Origin of the sequence: Streptomyces sp. NPDC046215 (genome assembly GCF_040646215.1) — a bacterium.
GTDB lineage: Bacteria > Actinomycetota > Actinomycetes > Streptomycetales > Streptomycetaceae > Streptomyces > Streptomyces stramineus.
Genome location: NZ_JBEYZW010000069.1, coordinates 1 through 14,870, shown reverse-complemented (window position 1 = coordinate 14,870; position 14,870 = coordinate 1). Strand labels below are relative to the sequence as shown.

The window sequence follows — 14,870 nt, the reverse complement described above, 5'->3', positions numbered from 1 at the left end:
CCTGTCGTGACGGGTATGTGGAGAGTGGAGAGGGGGATCGGGAGAACTAGGGGAAGGAGACGAGCCGTTGCCTGGCCAGCAGGTCTTCCGGGGTGTCCCGCTCCCGTACGAGGTGGGCGGTGCCCCGGTGCACGAGGACTTCAGCGGGGAAGCCGTGGCTGAGGAAGTGCCCGGGGGAGGCCGACGGCCCGTAGGCGCCCGTGCGCTCGACGCCGATGAGGTCACCGGGCTCGACGGGCGGCAGGGCCACGCGTTTGGCGATGACATCGCTCGGGGTGCACAGCGGGCCGGTGACGGTATAGACGCCGGTCGGCTCGCAGGTGTAGCGGCCCAGCGACCGGATGGGGAAATTGCGTTTGACGAAGCCGCCGATACCGACCGCCGGCATGATGTGGTGGGTGCCGCCGTCGGCCACCACGAACGTCTCTCCCATCGACTCCTTCACGTACAGGGCCCGCGTCACGTAGAGGCCACCGGTCGCGGTGAGGTAGCGGCCCAGCTCGGTGATCAGACGGCAGCCGGGGTGCGCCTCCGCGAAGGGCGCGATCACCTCATTGAGGCCCCGGGTCAGCTCGTCGAGGTCGACGTCCTTCTCGTTGTCGAAGTAGGCGACGCCGAATCCGCCGCCGATGTCCACCGTGACCGGCGGCACTCCCAGGGCCGCGGACAGTTCCTCGGCCGTCTCCAGGATCCGCCGGGTGTTCTCGACCAGCTGCCCCGCGTCCAGGAACCGCGTGCCCATATAGGCGTGGAATCCCCGCACCCGGAGGTGGCGCAGCCCGGCCACCTCGGCGCGCGAGCGGCGCAGCACCGCCGCGTCGATCCCGAACTGCCGCGGTTTGCCGCCCATGGTGAGCCCGGTGCCCTTGCCGGCGAAGTCGGGGTTGATCCGCAGCAGGACGGGCACGCCGGTCCGGCCGGCCTCCGCGGCCAGCCCGTCGAGCGTCCGCAGTTCCTCCAGCGATTCGCAGACGACGGCGTGCAGCCCGGCGGCCAGACAGGCCCGGAGTTCCTCGCGGGTCTTGCCCGGGCCGAGGAAGATCGTGTCCGCGGGGGAGACCCCCGCCCGCTGAGCGGTGATCAGCTCGACCGCGGAGGAGACCTCCGCGCCCGCGCCCAGCGAGCGCAGGTAGGAACAGACGCTGACATTGGGATTGGCCTTGAGCGAGAAGAAGATGTCCACGGCCGGGTGCAGCCGTTCCCTCAGGCCCTGGTAGGTGGTGCGGAGCTGTTCCGCGTCGTAGACGAACAGCGGCGTGCCGAAGCGGCCGGCGAGACCGGATACCGGCAGCCCCTGGATGTGGAGTTCGGTGGTGCTCATGCTGTCTCCTCGATGCCGGGAACCCGGCCGAGTTCTCTGGCGATTCGGCCGTCCAGCGCGGTGAGCGAGGCCCGGTCCGCGGCGAACAGGAGCGTGTAGAGCCGCCCGCGCGACGGCGCCGCCGCGCGGGCCCCGGCGCCCAGGGTGCCGAAGCAGGTGATCACGGCGCCGCCACCGGGCCCGGGGGCGCCGCCCGCCGCGGCCAGGGCCGCCTCCACCCCGGCGAACGGCACGCGCCGGGTCAGGGTCAGCGGGTAGTGCTTGGCGAGGGCGACCCCGCCGGGAGGCAGGAACCGCTCGATCACACGCCCCTGGTAACTGCCCATGCTCAGACGGGCGTTGATTTCCAGCACGGGGTAGAGCGAACCGTCGGCACCCAGGAGCGCGTCCACGCCCACCACGCCGAAGAAGCCGTCCTCGTGCAGCCGTCCGCCCAGGAGGTGCGCGGCCGCGACCAGCTCCTCGTGCTGATCATCCGTCAGAGCTGCGGGCGTGAGATTGCCGTTCGGCACCCCGCCGGAGATCAGGGCCTCCTTGACGAAGTCCAGGTGGACCCGGCCCGCCCGGTCGACGACGAACTGGTACGCCAGGTCGGCCGACTTCGGCAACAGATGTTCGACGACGAGCTCCAGCGCGTCACTGCCGGTCCGCCGGGCACGGCTGTCGACCATGCGCAGCAGCCGGTCGGCCCGGGCCGCGCTGTCGAGGACGAGCAGCCCTTTGCCGGAGACGCCGTACGCGTCCTTAACGATCAGGGGCCGGGCGCCCGGGTCATAGCGGCCCACCGCCTCGCGCAGCTCGGCCACGCTCCCGCAGATGTGCCCGGGGACGGTCCGCAGGCCCAGGGCCGCGCAGATCCGCCGGCTGTAGATCTTGCTGTTGACCCGTTCGCAGACGTCCGCGCCGGCGACCGCGAGCCGCAGCCCGGTCACCTCGGCGATCCGCTGCTCCACCGCGGAGTTGCCCATCGGCATCAGGTAGGCGCCCTGCCCGGCGAGCTGCCGCAGCTCGCCCAGGAGCCGGGGCGAAGCGAGCACGGCCTCCGGAGTGCCCTGGTACCCCCCGTCCGCGACGAGCACGTCGGGCAGCCCCAGCCCGGCCCGCTCGGCGTACCGCCGGAAGTCCGGATCGAGGTCCTCGCCGAGCAGCAGGACGTCACCGGGCTCGGCGAGCAGGGCGCCCAGCTGCTCCATCCGGTGGGCCAGGGCGCCCGCGGCGGACGCGCGGGGCAGCGGGAGCCCCGTGCGCCCGCGCGCCCACGCGGCCTCCGCCTCGAAATTGCACAGCCACACGAACCGGGCGTCGTGCCGGCCGGTGAGGGCCTCCTTGAGACCCGCGGTGTACGCGGCTGTGCGCGCGATGTCCCGCACGCCGCTCACCGCCCCCGGTGAGTGATCACCATGGCGCCGAGCGTGGCGCCCAGACCGACGGAGACCAGCAGGTAGGGCCTGCCGTCCACGAGGCGGCCGCTGTCCCGGAGCGTCGTGTAGTTCACGAACACGTCCGACGCGTAACAGTGGCTGTAGCGCGGCACGTTCTCCAGGAACACCCGGTCCGCCTCCAGCCCCATCTCCTTGATCACGTTCCGCCAGGAGATGAGGTTGACGTTGTGCGGGATCACCAGCTCGATGTCCGGGAACTCCAGGCCCGCCTCCGCGACGGCCTGCCGCATGACACCGGCCAGCGCGTCGGCGTAAACCAGCCCGTACGCCCGCGTCTCCTCCTTGGTGAGCAGCAGCCCGGCCGCGTACTCGCCCAGCGTGCGGGTGACGTAGGAGCGGACCGCGTCCCCCCGGCCGCCGAGCCCGACCAGGCAGGCACCGCCCGCCTCGGCCATGATCGCGGTGTTCGGGATCAGCTGGACCGTGGGGGAGAACGCCCGCTCCCCGGCCACCACCAGCGCGTAACCGTCCTCCGCCTCCGCCCGGAGCAGCTCGCCCGCGATGTCGATGGCGCCCATGCTGCTCACGCAGGCTTGCTGGCCGACCGCGAACGCCTCGGCACCGTGGAGCCCCAGCTCGTCGCGGATGACGCGGGCGGGGTCCACGGAGGGCGGGGCGAGGGTGTGAATGGTGTGCGCGTAGAGGACGTAGCGGATCCGCCCGCCCTCCGGAAGGGCCGCCAGGGCCCGGCGGGCGGGAGGAAGCACCAGGTCGAACAGTGTGCCGTCCGGATCGTAGCGGAGCTCGTCCAGCCCGTAGATCTTCCGGAACACCCCGACCTCGGCCCGCCGCAGACCGAGGCGCTCCGCCAGGTCCTCGATCCGCACGGTGCGGTCCGGGACGGCGGATTCGATCCGCTCCAGCGTGACGGGCCTTAGGCCGGGGCGCTGCTGCCCGGGGGCCGTGGAGCGCGCGGGCACGGGGGTCATGGGTGCCTCCTGCCGGGCCCGCCGAGCGGGGACGGGTCAGTCACCGGCCGTCTCCGCGCGGATCAGCCAGCTGCGGGAGACGCCGCGGCGGGAGCGGGGCTGCACCACGTACGGCCAGCGGCCTTCCCCCGCGCCGGGCTCGCCGGGTTCCTTCAGGACGCGGGTCTTCCAGCCGTGGGCGTCCAGGAATTCCTCCGGTTCGTCGGTGCCGAACAGCCAGGGGGTGCCGTCCTCGCCCAGCGCCGTCAGGAAGGTCCGGTTGAACGGGTTGCGCAGCAGCTGCTCGCTGACCATGTCGGTGACGAGGCCGCTGCCCGGCGCGGAGACCTGCCGCAGCGTCCGCAGCAGCGTGGCCGCCTGGGTCTCGGTCAGGAAGAAGAACAGTCCCTCCGCCACCCACAGGGTGGGCCGGTCCGCGTCATGACCGGCCCGGGCCAGCTCGGGGAGCCAGGGGCCGGCCAGGTCGGCGGAGACCTCCCGGCGCTCCACCCGCGGGGTGGCGCCCAGGCGGGCCAGGCGGGCGCGCTTCTCCTCGATGAGCCCCCCGTGGTCCACGTCGAACACGACCGTGTCCCGCGGCCAGTCGAGGCGGAACGCCCGGGTGTCCATGCCCGCGGCGACGAACACCACCTGGCGGGCCCCGGTCTCCGCCAGCGCCGCCGCGATGGCGTCGTCGTAGAACCGGGTCCGGATGGCGATGAAGGGCAGCAGGCCGCCCCCGCCGTACTTGTCGAGCAGCTCGAACCCCCGTGGGGCGGCGAGCTCCCGGGCGAGGCGGTCCTCGAAGAGGGCCCCCGACTCCCGCTCGGACTCCACCGCGCGCGCGGCGGCCGTCCACTGTGCCGTGTACGAGACAGCTTCCACCCTGCGTACCCCTCTCGATCTCGTGTGGCTGCGAACCGGTTCTCACGCCGCGGCGAAGAAGGCCTTCTCGATCGCCGACAGCGTCTGGAAGTCCTTGATGTCGATGGCGTCGAAGTCGATCTCGACGCCCGCCGCCGCCTCGATGGTGTAGACGAGCTCGACGAACGAGAGCGAATCCACGAGCCGGCTCTCGATGAGGTTCTCGTCGTCGGACACCGCGTCCCGGTCCTCGTGCCGGGAGAGAATCCACTCGCGGACTTCCCTGATGGCGGTCGAAGGCATGGCTCCTCCTGAGCAGTCGTGAAGGTTTCCCGCACGGCGGGAAAGGGGGAAGGGAGTTTGAGCGGACGCGGAAGGCGTCCGGCGGGCACCGCCCGGGTCACGTCCGGGCGACGTAGGCGATCGCGATGGCGCACGGTTCGTCGTGCGCGATGCTGACGTCGATGTGCTCGATCCGCGCGTCCCGCGCGAGGTGGGCGGCCCGGCCGGCCAGGTGGACCTCCGGCCACCCGCCGGAGCCCCGCAGAATTTCGATGCCCTGCCAGGGGAGGGTCCCGCGGTCGGCCCGGAAGAGTTTGAAGACGGCTTCCTTGGCCGCCAGCCGGCCCGCGATACCGGGCACGTCCGGCGTCCGCCCCGGATAGCAGAGCTCGTGTTCCCGTGGGGTGAGCATCCGGGTGGTGAGGAGTTCCTCGCTCCCCGCGAGCATCGCCCGCACCCGGCTGAAGGGCACGAGGTCGATGCCGACCTGTCCGGGCAGCACGTCAGGAAACCAGCGGGGCGGCGGCCCGGACGGCGTCGAGGGCGCGGCGGGCATCACCGGAGTAGACCTCGTCGAGCACGGCCAGCCAGCGTTCCAGGCCGAAGGCGACACAACTGGTGAACGCGTGGCCGCCGCCGTCAGGGAGGGTGATGTCGCACCGCTCGCCGAAGAAATTGCGGTGGGTGTTCACGGAAGCGATGGCCAGATCTCCGTGCTGGAACTCGAACTTGACGGGGCTGAGCTTTTGCAGCAGGGCCCGTGCACCGTCGTTCTCGAAGAACGGGTCCGTCGCCGCGTTCTTCTCCAGCCCGAGCCCGAGGGCCTCGGAGAACTTCTGGATCCGGCCGGTGAACTGTTCCAGAAGATGCTGGGTGTGCTCGTACGAACCGAGGGCGACGACTTCCCGCATCTGGAAACTCAGGAGCCGCCGCAGCCCTTCGTAGTGGGTCTCGTTACGGAAACAGCGATTCACGAGCGTCACCAGGGTGTCGCCCGCCAGCCGCTGGTTCTCGTGGAACAGGAAGGCTCCGTAGCAGGTGGCGTGCGGCAGCCCGAACCGGGCCCCGGTCAGCGCCGGGGCCGGGAAACGCCCGTCGGAGGGCCCGCCGGACACCTCCTGCGGATTCAGCTCCCCGGCGACGAAGTTCAGGTGCGGGAAATTGCGGTAGACGTCGAACTTCGCCAGGTCCGTGACCGGGAACACCGGGGGCGGCATGATCTCCCGTGCGCCCGCGGCCCGTCCCCACCCGGTGAACACGGCGTCGAGTTCCCTGAGGAGTTCCGTCTGGTCCGGGCCGAGGATGGCCACCGCGCCGGAGGTGCCGGTGTGCTGCTGTGCGGGCATCGAACTGTCCTTTCCCGTGGTCACCGTGGAGACAGCTCCTGGTCCCGGATGATCCCGGTCTTCTCCAGGTACCGGAGGGTCTTGCGGAAGACCTGCTGCTCGAACGCGGGCCGGCCGGGGGCCGCCAGCAGTTCCCTCCGCAGGCCCTGGGGGTCCTCGACGCCCGCGTCGCGGTACACCTTCGGGTTGAAGAGCGACTCGAAGCTGTAGATCATGTACCGCTTGACGTACGCTTCGATCTGCCGCAGCTCCTCCTCCGACGCGGTCCGCCGCACCTCCGTGAAGAGGATGTCCACCAGCTCCCGCCCGAAGGCGATGTGCCGCGACTCGTCCTGGTGGTGGATGCGGTTGAGGTACCGGATCGTTTCGTGCAGCCGCTCGTCCGCAGCCATCCGGGAATTGAAGTGGTCGACCAGTTCCTCGAAGATCAGGATGCGGGCGAACACCAGCAGGCTCTCGGCCCGGCCGACCGGCACGCTCACGGTCGCTCCGGGCATCTGCCGGTAGAGCTTTCCGCCGTACCGCAGGCAGAACTCGGCGAAGAACCACATGTGTTCGTTCTCCTCACCGATGAAATGGTGGAAGAACTCCGACGGCGTCTCGAAACCCGCGGTGTGGATCCGCTTGGTCACCTCGATGAGGAGTTCCCGGATTCCGTGCACATTGAGGCTGTAGAAGTTGATGCTCTCGTACTTCGACAGCGCCTGAAGCTGCTTCCGGTCCATCCGCTCCGCGGCCGGTGACCCGTGGGTGGTGGTGAGCTCGGGGCTCATCCACCACATCGACTCCGGGAGCGTCTCCGGCCACGAGAAGACGCGGTACGGGTTGTAGTAGTCGTCGACCGATTTCTCCGACAGCCGGCTGAGTATCCCGAGAAAACGTTCGTTGGTGTCGATCAGCGCACTCACCATGCGTGCAGCCCTTCCGCTCGTCCGCCGCCCGTTCCTGTGCTCGACCCATGGACGCGTCCCAGAAAACTAGGCCGGGTCCGCGAAAGGCGGCAATGCCCGGCAGCGGCCAGGCCGGAAGCGGCCAGTCCTTCGGTCGCCCACCCGCCTGACCTGCCCCGATCCGGGAATTGGCGAGGGCGGACCCCTGCCCCCGGCTATGTTCCGCCCGCTATACCCCACTGCCGTACGGCGTATCCCGTGCCGGTCCCGTACTGCATCTGTAGTACCCGGCGGGCCGTCCCCAGGGACGACGACGGGGGCACCCGGGCGAGGCATCGTGGAGGGTATGAAGGCCATGGAGACGGACCGGCGGGAGCCGACGTGAGTCAGCTCGTGGTGTCGGTGCTGCTGTGCCTGGTGTCCGCCGTCTGCTACGCGGCCGCCGCCATCGTGCAGGAGCGCGTCGCGGCCACCAGCCCGGGGCGCTACGAGCCGCTGCGCCGGGCGAGCTGGTGGGGGGCCGTCGCGCTCACGGGGGTGGGCGCCGGCCTGCACGTCGTGGCGCTGGCCTTCGGGCCGCTGAGCCTGGTGCAGCCGCTGGGCGCGCTGACGATCGTCTTCGCGCTGCCCCTGGCGGCGTTCTTCGTCCGCCGGCCCGTCGGGCGGGCCGGGTGGCGCGGTGCCCTGCTGGCGACCGGGGGACTCGCGGGACTGCTGACGCTGACCGGACCGCCGCGCGCCGAGTCCCTCGACCCCGCGCAGCGGCCCGTGCTCGCGATGACGGTGACGGGCGCCGTGGCCGTCCTCGCGGTCGCCGCCCACTGGATGCGCCGCCCGGTGATCCGCGGCGTGGTGCTGGCCGCCGCGGCCGGTGCCGCCTTCGGCATGGCGTCGGTCTTCACCAAGGCCGCCGCCGAGGACTGGACCTCGCGCGGGAGCACCGTCCTCGCGCCGACCCTGGTCACGATCGCCGTGCTCGCGTCGGCGGGGATGCTGCTGTCGCAGTCCTCCTACCGGGGCGCGGGCCTCGCGGCGCCGCTGGCCACCGTGACGATCGTCAACCCCGTGGTGGCCGCCGCGGTGGGGGTCGTGGCCCTCGGCGAAGGCTTCCGCCACGGCCTGGCCGGCGGGCTGCTGGCCGTCCTGGCCGGCGCGGTCGCCGCGAGCGGGGTGATCACGCTGACGGTCCGGGGCGCGGACCACGGCCGGCGCCCCGCGGCCGGGCCGGCGGGCCCCGCCGCCGGCACCCCGGCCGCTCCCCGGCTGCCCGCGGCCCGCCCGCACGTCCGCCGCTGCGGCCACCGCTTCGTGCCGGCCCGCCCAGGCCCCAAGTCCGGTTGAGGCACTGGCACTCCCGGTCCCCGCGCAGCACCATGGTGACCGGCCGGCCGACACCTACCCGGGAGCGCCCGTGGACTTCGACGTCGTCGTGGAGATTCCGCAAGGCAGCCGCAACAAATACGAGATGGACCACGAGCGGGGACGCATCCGGCTGGACCGGCTGCTGTTCACCTCCACCCGCTACCCCGCGGACTACGGCTACATCGAAGGCACCCTCGGCGCGGACGGGGCGCCGCTGGACGCGCTCGTCCTCGCCGGTGAACCGACCTTCCCCGGCGTGGTCATCCGCTGCCGGGCGATCGGGATGTACCGGATGTGCGACGAACAGGGGGAGGACGACAAGGTGTTGTGCGTACCGTCCACCGATCCCCGGCATGAGCACCTGCGGGACCTCCGGCACCTTCCCGAGTACGACCGCCTGGAGATCCAGCACTTCTTCGAGGTCTACAAGGAACTCGAACCCGGCAAATCCGTCGCCGACGGCGCGCGCTGGACCGACCGGACCGCCGCCGAGACCGAGATCGCCGTCTCCCGCGAACGGGCCTCGGACGGCAGCACCTGACGGGGGCTCACGCCTCCCGCAGCAGGGCCGCCAGATCACCGTCCACATCGAGGTGACCGACCTCGCACCCCAGGGGCACCAGGGCGTACGAGCGCGCCAGGAACCGGCGCAGTTCGGACGTGTCGATCTGCACCATGGCCACCCCCTCCCGCGCGTGGAACTCCAGCACCGTGCGATCGGGGCCGCACGGCCAGATGTGGACGTCCCCGCCACCCGCCGGGGAGATCAGCCCGCACGCCAGCAGCTCACGGCCGAAGGCCCACTCGACATCCGCGCCGTCGAGCGAGGCCGCGGGCGGGAACGCGATGTGCACGGCGAAGGGGTCGGAGCGCTCGTAGCGGAGCTGCGCGGGAACCGGACGGTCCAGCGGGGCCGACGCGATCAGCCGTGCCTGGACAGCCTGGTCGATGACAGTGGACAACGCGTGCTCCCTTGCGTTCGAAAGTGGGGTGGTGCGGGGTCCTTGCCTCTCTTCATCAGGAGAGACGGTGGATCGTTTACCTCAGTGCACACGAACAAAGGGTGACCTGCGTCACTATCCTTCGATGAATAGGACATTTGTTTTCTACGCCTATGAACTCCAAGCAATGCCCCGAGATCGGCCATAGCTCTAACACCGAACCGGCAGTACCGCCAGCACCTCCCACCCGCCGCCCGGCACCGGACCCGCCGTCAGCGAGCCGCCGATCGCGTCCGCCCGCTCGGTGAGACCGACCAGCCCCAGGCCACCGCCGTCCGCCGGGCCGCGCGCCGGGTGCGGCCCGGCGCGGCCGTCGTCGCGCACGGACACCAGCAGCCGGGGCCCCGCGCCCCGCAGGGACACCCGCACGGCCGACGCCCGTGGGCTGTGCCTGGCCACATTGGCCAGCGCCTCGGCGACGATGCGGTGCGCGGACGCGGCCAGTTCGGGCGCCAGCCCGGCGTCGAGGCGGGGATCGACGCGCAGCGTGGCCCGCGGCGCGCCCGGGCCGCGCCGCCCGAAGTCCTCGACCAGTTCCGCGATCCGGTCGAGCCCGGGCAGCGGCGCACGGCGGGCCCGGTCCTGGTGCAGCACCCGCAGCAGCCGCCGGGCCGAGGTCATGGCCTCGTCACCGGCCGCCTCGATGGTGCGCAGCGAGGCGGCGGCGCGCGCGTCGTGCGCGACGGAACCGGTGGCCTTCGCCAGCAGGGTCATCGCCGCCACGTGGTGGGAGACGACGTCGTGCAGCTCGCCCGCCAGCTCCAGGCGCTCGGCCTCGCGGGCGGCGGCCACGGCCCGGGCCCGCTCGGCGTCCCGGTGGCGCAGGCACAGGCCGGACGCGGTGACCGCGGCTACCACGACGGCGTACGCGACGACGGTGGTGCTCGCCACGTCCGCGTCCCGCAGGGGCGCCGCGAGCGCCCCGGCGGACAGTGCGATGCCCAGCGGCACGGCGGCACGCGCCGGCGTCCGCCACGCGACCAGCGCCAGCAGGAAGAGCAGGGCCGTGCTCTCGGTCAACCCCCATACGGGCAGGTGCTCCCCGGCCGCGAGCAGGTAGCCCGTGGCCGACCATGAGACGCCCACGGCCGCGACCGCCCGCCCGGTGAGGTCCGCCCACGGCGCGACGCACGCGGCGACCAGCAGCCCCGCGATCCACACCACGAGGTGGGCGTGGTGGCCGCCGCCGCTCAGCAGCCACCCCTCGGCCGGCCACAGGGCACAGAGCGCGGCCACCAGCCGGCCCCGCCGCCTGAAGAAGGCGACGCGGGAAGCGTGGGGCGAGTGGTGCAGGGCGCCGGCAGGCACGGGGGTCGCGGTCATGCGTTTCACGCTAGGAGGACACCCCGGGCCCGTGGATCACCCGTAAAGCCACCTTTCACCGGCCGAAAGGATGACTTGGACCCGGCGGGGCCCGGACCTCGCCCATGGACGGGCCGCTCCCCGTCCGCTAGCTTGCCCGGCCATGACACGTGTGGGGAAGACGAGGCGGGCGCTGCGGGGGTTACGCGGCCTGCGGGGGTTGCTCACGGGGCTCTGCGGGGCCGCCCTGGCCGTGGCCGGTACGGCGCCCTCCCAGGCGGCGCCGGGCCCGCGGCCCGCCTGGGAGGCGCGGGACAGCGGCACCGACGCCCGGTTCCGGGGGCTCGCGGCTGTCAGCCGGTCCACGGCCTGGGTCGCGGGCACCAAGGGCACCGTGCTGCTCACCCGTGACGCGGGCCGCAGCTGGCGGAACGTCTCACCGCCCGGCGCGGGCGCGCTGGAGTTCCGGGACGTGGAGGCGTTCGACGCCCGGCGCGCGGTCGTCCTGGCCATCGGTGACGGCGACGCGTCCCGGGTGCTGCGCACCGACGACGGCGGCAGGACCTGGACGGAGACCTTCCGCAACCCCGATCCGAGGGCCTTCTACGACTGCATGACGTTCTTCGACACCCGCCACGGCATCGCGCTGGGCGACCCCGTCGACGGCAGGTACCGCGTCCTCGCCACCGGCGACGGCGGCCGCAGCTGGCGGGTGCTGCCCCCGGACGGCATGCCGGCGGCCCTGCCGGGGGAGGCGGCGTTCGCCGCGAGCGGCCAGTGCCTGGTGAGTTCGGGCCGCCGCGACGCCTGGATCGCCACCGGCGGCGCGGCGACCTCGCGCGTCCTGCACTCCGCCGACCGCGGCCGCACCTGGACCGTCACCGGCACGCCCGTACCGGCCGGCGACCCCGCGCGCGGCGTCTTCGCGCTCGCCTTCCGCGACCGGACGCACGGGCTGGCCGTCGGCGGCGACTACCGGCCCGGACAGCCGTCGGAGCGGGCCGCGGCCCGGTCGGCCGACGGCGGCACCACGTGGACCGCGGCGGGCAGCCCGCCGCCCGCCTACCGCTCCGGCGTCACCTGGCTCCCGCACAGCCGCACCACGGCTGTGGCCGTCGGCCCCACGGGCAGCGACATCACCACGGACGGCGGCCGCACCTGGCGGGGCTTCGACACCGGTTCGTACGACACGACGGCCTGCGCCCCGGACGGCGGCTGCTGGGCCGCGGGCGAGAAGGGGCGCGCAGCCCGCCTCATGGGCACACCGCACTGAGGACGGGGGCCGGGCCGCTTCCGGCGGCTGACCTACGGGGTGAGACGGCCCCGGCCGGGGGCGGCGCGGGCGGCGGTCGTAGCCGGGGGGCCGTGCCTGTGCTTGTGCCTTGCGGTTGTTGGGGTGGGCGTGCCGTGGCTTGTAGCTGGGCGGTCGGCTCCGGGGCCGGTGGCGAGGTGGGGCCGCGTGCGGCTGGGCTGCCGCGGGGCTGTGCGGCGACCGGCGTATCCCGGGTGGCGCGCCCCGGCCCGCCGCCGAGGCGCCGCGGCGTGCCGCGACCGGCGCGGGTGTGCCCGGTGGCGCACCCGGGGCCGGGGTCACCCTGTCGGGGTCGACCGTGCCCGTACTCGCGCCCCGCGACTGCCGGAACGGGCGTGGCGACCATGGCCCGAGCCGGGCGGCCGACCCGCGCCGGCAACCGACGTCAGGCCGCCCCCGGCCCGCCGCCGAGGCGGCGCACCGCGACCGGCGCGGCCGTGTCCGGCGGGCCACTCAGGGCCCCAACCGTCAGGAGGGCAACTCCTGACGGTACGGCTCCAGCGGCGGTGCCGTCTTCGTCGCCACGAACTCCGTGATCGTGTACTCGCACACCCCCGCCACCGAGAACGGGTCGCTCTCCGTGATCTCCGTGATCTTCCCGCGGTCGTCGCCGACGGCCAGGATGATCCCGCCGTCGCGCGGCACCTTGCGGCCGGAGGCGATGAAGACGCCGGACGCGTAGTGCGCGTCCAGCCAGGCGACGTGCTCGGCGAGCGCGGCGTCGATGCGCTCGATGGGCGCGATGTAGGTCAGCTCCAGTACGAACATGATCCACAGGCTACGCGGCTGACGTAGCGTGGGAGGCATTATGAGCACTGTGACGACCGGCGCACCCGACGCCCTGCCACCCGGCTGGCCCACCACTCAAGCGGAGGCCACCGCAGTCCAGGACGAGCTGCGCGGCCGGGTGGTCCTCGACGAGCCGGGGCCCGTGCCCGGGGAGCCGCTGATCGTCGTCGGAGTGGACGTCGCCTACGACGACGAGCGGGACGCCGTCGCGGCCGCCGCCGTCGCGCTCGACGCCACCACCCTCGACGTGGTGGAGCAGGCCACGGCGGTCGGCCGCGTCGCCTTCCCTTACGTGCCCGGCCTGCTGGCCTTCCGTGAGATCCCCACCGTGCTCGCCGCCCTCGACCGCCTGGGCGTCACCCCCGGCCTGGTCGTCTGCGACGGCTACGGGCTCGCGCACCCGCGCCGCTTCGGCCTCGCCGCCCACCTCGGCGTCCTGACGGGCCTGCCGACCATCGGCGTCGCCAAGAACCCCTTCACCTTCCGGTACGCGCCGCCCGGCCCCCGCCGCGGCGACACCTCCCCGCTCTTGGACGGCGACGAGGAGGTGGGGCGCGCTCTGCGCACTCAGGACGGCGTCAAGCCCGTCTTCGTCTCGGTCGGCCACCGGGTGAGCCTCGACCACGCCCTGGGCCATACCCTCCGCCTGGCCCGGGACTTCCGGCTCCCGCAGAGCACCCGCGCCGCGGACGCGCTGTGCCGGGAGGCGCTGCGGGCGACGTCCGGCTGACGGCCGCCGGGCCCCGCCGGGGCGGTACCTCCGCTCCTGGACGGTGAGGACAGGGCGGAGCACGCCTTGTGCACGCAGGACGGCGTCAAGCCCGTCTTCGTCTCCGTCGGCCACTGGGCGAGTCCCGGCCACGCTTGTGGCCGCACCCTGCGGGCGACGTCCGGCTGACCGCCGCCCGGGCATCCCCGGAGGGCGCGGCGGAAGGCGCCCTTGACACCACCCGGGCACTCCGTCAGATTCGGCGCCGAAGCGGGACTCTGAGTCCCCGGACCGGAAGGCCGGCCCCGCCATGCCCCTGCCCACCCCCTTGTCCGGTGTCGTCCCTCCGCTGTGCACTCCGCTGACCGCCGCCGGCGACGTCGACACCCGTGCTCTCGCCTCGCTCGTCGACCACCTCCTCACAGCCGGCGCGCACGCCGTCTTCGCCCTCGGCACCAGCGGGGAGGCCGCCTTCCTGAGCGACGACCAGCGCCGCACCGCCGTCCGGGCCACCGTCGACGCCGTCGCCGGGCGGGTCCCGGTGCTGGCCGGGGTCATCGACATGACCACCGCCCGGGTGCTCGACCACGCCCGCGCGGCGCGCTCGCTGGGCGTGGACGGCCTCGTTGCCACCGCGCCCTTCTACACGCGCCCCCGCCCCGCCGAGACCGCCGCGCACTTCCGCCGCCTGCGGGACGACGCCGGGCTGCCGCTGATCGCTTACGACATCCCCTCGGCCGTGCACAGCAAGCTCGACGCCGCGACCCTCCTGGCCCTGGCCGCGGACGGCACCCTCGCCGGGCTCAAGGACAGCAGCGGCGACGGCGGCGCCCTGCGCCGGCTGCTCGTCGCCCTGCGCGCCCGCGGCCTCGGTGACACCTTCTCCGTGCTCACCGGCTCCGAATTGACGGTCGACGCGGCCCTCCTGGCGGGCGCCCACGGCGTCGTCCCCGGGCTCGGCAACGTGGACCCTGCCGGGTACGTACGGCTGTACGAGCACGCCCGCGCCGGTCGCTGGCCCGAGGCGGCCGCCGAACAGGACCGGCTGGCCGCGCTGTTCGCCCTCACCGAAGCGGGCGGGGGAGCCTCACCCGTCGGGTGCTTCAAGGCCGCCCTGCGCTTGCTCGGCGTCATCGACTGCCCTGCCACCGCCCCGCCTCAGGTGCCGCTCCCGGACGAGGCGGTGGCCTCCGTGCGGGGGCTCCTGGCGGAGGGCGGCTTGCTGCGGTGAGTTGCGGTTGTGCGGGGGTGCACCACCGCTGCGCGGCGGTGTCCTCAATCGCCGGACGGAGCGGGTGTTTCCGTCCTCGGCACGGGGGAGCGGCGGGCACCCGGCTCTTCG

16 protein-coding genes and 1 pseudogene are annotated in these 14,870 nt (G+C 73.3%); 6 read left to right on the top strand and 11 right to left on the bottom strand.

The annotated features are described in order from the left end of the window. Nucleotides 1-46 precede the first annotated feature (46 nt). The 8 genes from ABZ951_RS25200 to ABZ951_RS25165 form a co-directional block, all read right to left on the bottom strand. On the bottom strand, nt 47-1,321 hold the full coding sequence (locus tag ABZ951_RS25200) for a type III PLP-dependent enzyme (protein ID WP_344094907.1): 1,275 nt from the start codon (nt 1,319-1,321) through the stop codon (nt 47-49). Next, a complete protein-coding gene (locus tag ABZ951_RS25195) occupies nt 1,318-2,691 on the bottom strand; it encodes an ATP-grasp domain-containing protein (protein ID WP_344094905.1) in 1,374 nt (457 codons plus the stop codon). The genes ABZ951_RS25200 and ABZ951_RS25195 overlap by 4 nt, the downstream gene beginning before the upstream one ends. A 5-nt stretch (nt 2,692-2,696) precedes the next feature. After that, nucleotides 2,697-3,692, bottom strand: coding sequence for a ketoacyl-ACP synthase III family protein (locus ABZ951_RS25190; RefSeq protein WP_344094903.1), 996 nt, complete (start codon nt 3,690-3,692; stop codon nt 2,697-2,699). Nucleotides 3,693-3,728: 36 nt separating this feature from the next. Then, nucleotides 3,729-4,556: an SAM-dependent methyltransferase gene (locus ABZ951_RS25185; RefSeq protein WP_344094901.1), complete on the bottom strand. Its 828-nt coding sequence runs from the start codon at nt 4,554-4,556 to the stop codon at nt 3,729-3,731. A gap of 42 nt (nt 4,557-4,598) precedes the next feature. After that, a complete protein-coding gene (locus tag ABZ951_RS25180) occupies nt 4,599-4,838 on the bottom strand; it encodes an acyl carrier protein (RefSeq protein ID WP_344094899.1) in 240 nt (79 codons plus the stop codon). A gap of 97 nt (nt 4,839-4,935) precedes the next feature. Then, nucleotides 4,936-5,319 (bottom strand): 4'-phosphopantetheinyl transferase superfamily protein, encoded by a 384-nt coding sequence (locus ABZ951_RS25175; protein ID WP_344094897.1) that lies wholly within the window; start codon nt 5,317-5,319, stop codon nt 4,936-4,938. A 1-nt stretch (nt 5,320) separates the two neighbouring features. Further along, nucleotides 5,321-6,163, bottom strand: coding sequence for a hypothetical protein (locus ABZ951_RS25170; RefSeq protein WP_344094895.1), 843 nt, complete (start codon nt 6,161-6,163; stop codon nt 5,321-5,323). Nucleotides 6,164-6,183: 20 nt separating this feature from the next. Further along, nucleotides 6,184-7,074: a diiron oxygenase gene (locus tag ABZ951_RS25165; RefSeq protein WP_344094893.1), complete on the bottom strand. Its 891-nt coding sequence runs from the start codon at nt 7,072-7,074 to the stop codon at nt 6,184-6,186. Between the two features lie 360 nt (nt 7,075-7,434). On the opposite strand from ABZ951_RS25165, the gene ABZ951_RS25160 reads away from it, so the two are divergent. Further along, the gene (locus tag ABZ951_RS25160) at nt 7,435-8,394 is read left to right on the top strand and encodes a DMT family transporter (protein WP_361280741.1); all 960 of its coding nucleotides are present in this window, start codon (nt 7,435-7,437) and stop codon (nt 8,392-8,394) included. A gap of 70 nt (nt 8,395-8,464) precedes the next feature. Beyond that, nucleotides 8,465-8,956 carry an inorganic diphosphatase gene (locus ABZ951_RS25155; protein WP_344098165.1) on the top strand — a complete coding sequence of 164 codons (492 nt, stop codon included), beginning with the start codon at nt 8,465-8,467 and terminating at the stop codon, nt 8,954-8,956. A gap of 7 nt (nt 8,957-8,963) precedes the next feature. Here the strand turns inward: ABZ951_RS25155 and ABZ951_RS25150 are convergent, their stop codons facing one another. Continuing rightward, nucleotides 8,964-9,377 (bottom strand): SsgA family sporulation/cell division regulator, encoded by a 414-nt coding sequence (locus ABZ951_RS25150; RefSeq protein ID WP_344098166.1) that lies wholly within the window; start codon nt 9,375-9,377, stop codon nt 8,964-8,966. Between the two features lie 189 nt (nt 9,378-9,566). Beyond that, complete coding sequence (locus ABZ951_RS25145) at nt 9,567-10,739, bottom strand: histidine kinase (RefSeq protein WP_344098167.1); 1,173 nt, start codon at nt 10,737-10,739, stop codon at nt 9,567-9,569. A 142-nt stretch (nt 10,740-10,881) separates the two neighbouring features. Between ABZ951_RS25145 and ABZ951_RS25140 the strand changes: the two genes are divergently transcribed. After that, on the top strand, nt 10,882-11,991 hold the full coding sequence (locus ABZ951_RS25140; protein WP_344098168.1) for an oxidoreductase: 1,110 nt from the start codon (nt 10,882-10,884) through the stop codon (nt 11,989-11,991). Nucleotides 11,992-12,498: 507 nt separating this feature from the next. On the opposite strand, the gene ABZ951_RS25135 is transcribed toward ABZ951_RS25140, so the two are convergent. Then, nucleotides 12,499-12,798 carry a YciI family protein gene (locus ABZ951_RS25135; protein ID WP_344085741.1) on the bottom strand — a complete coding sequence of 100 codons (300 nt, stop codon included), beginning with the start codon at nt 12,796-12,798 and terminating at the stop codon, nt 12,499-12,501. A 40-nt stretch (nt 12,799-12,838) separates the two neighbouring features. On the opposite strand from ABZ951_RS25135, the gene ABZ951_RS25130 reads away from it, so the two are divergent. The 3 genes and pseudogenes from ABZ951_RS25130 (at nt 12,839) to ABZ951_RS25120 (ending at nt 14,759) form a co-directional block, all read left to right on the top strand. Beyond that, nucleotides 12,839-13,549: an endonuclease V gene (locus ABZ951_RS25130; protein ID WP_344085744.1), complete on the top strand. Its 711-nt coding sequence runs from the start codon at nt 12,839-12,841 to the stop codon at nt 13,547-13,549. A gap of 6 nt (nt 13,550-13,555) precedes the next feature. Beyond that, a pseudogene (locus ABZ951_RS25125) lies at nt 13,556-13,699 on the top strand (endonuclease V); the annotation flags it as partial. Nucleotides 13,700-13,838: 139 nt separating this feature from the next. Beyond that, a complete protein-coding gene (locus ABZ951_RS25120; RefSeq protein ID WP_344085746.1) occupies nt 13,839-14,759 on the top strand; it encodes a dihydrodipicolinate synthase family protein in 921 nt (306 codons plus the stop codon). Nucleotides 14,760-14,870 lie beyond the last annotated feature (111 nt).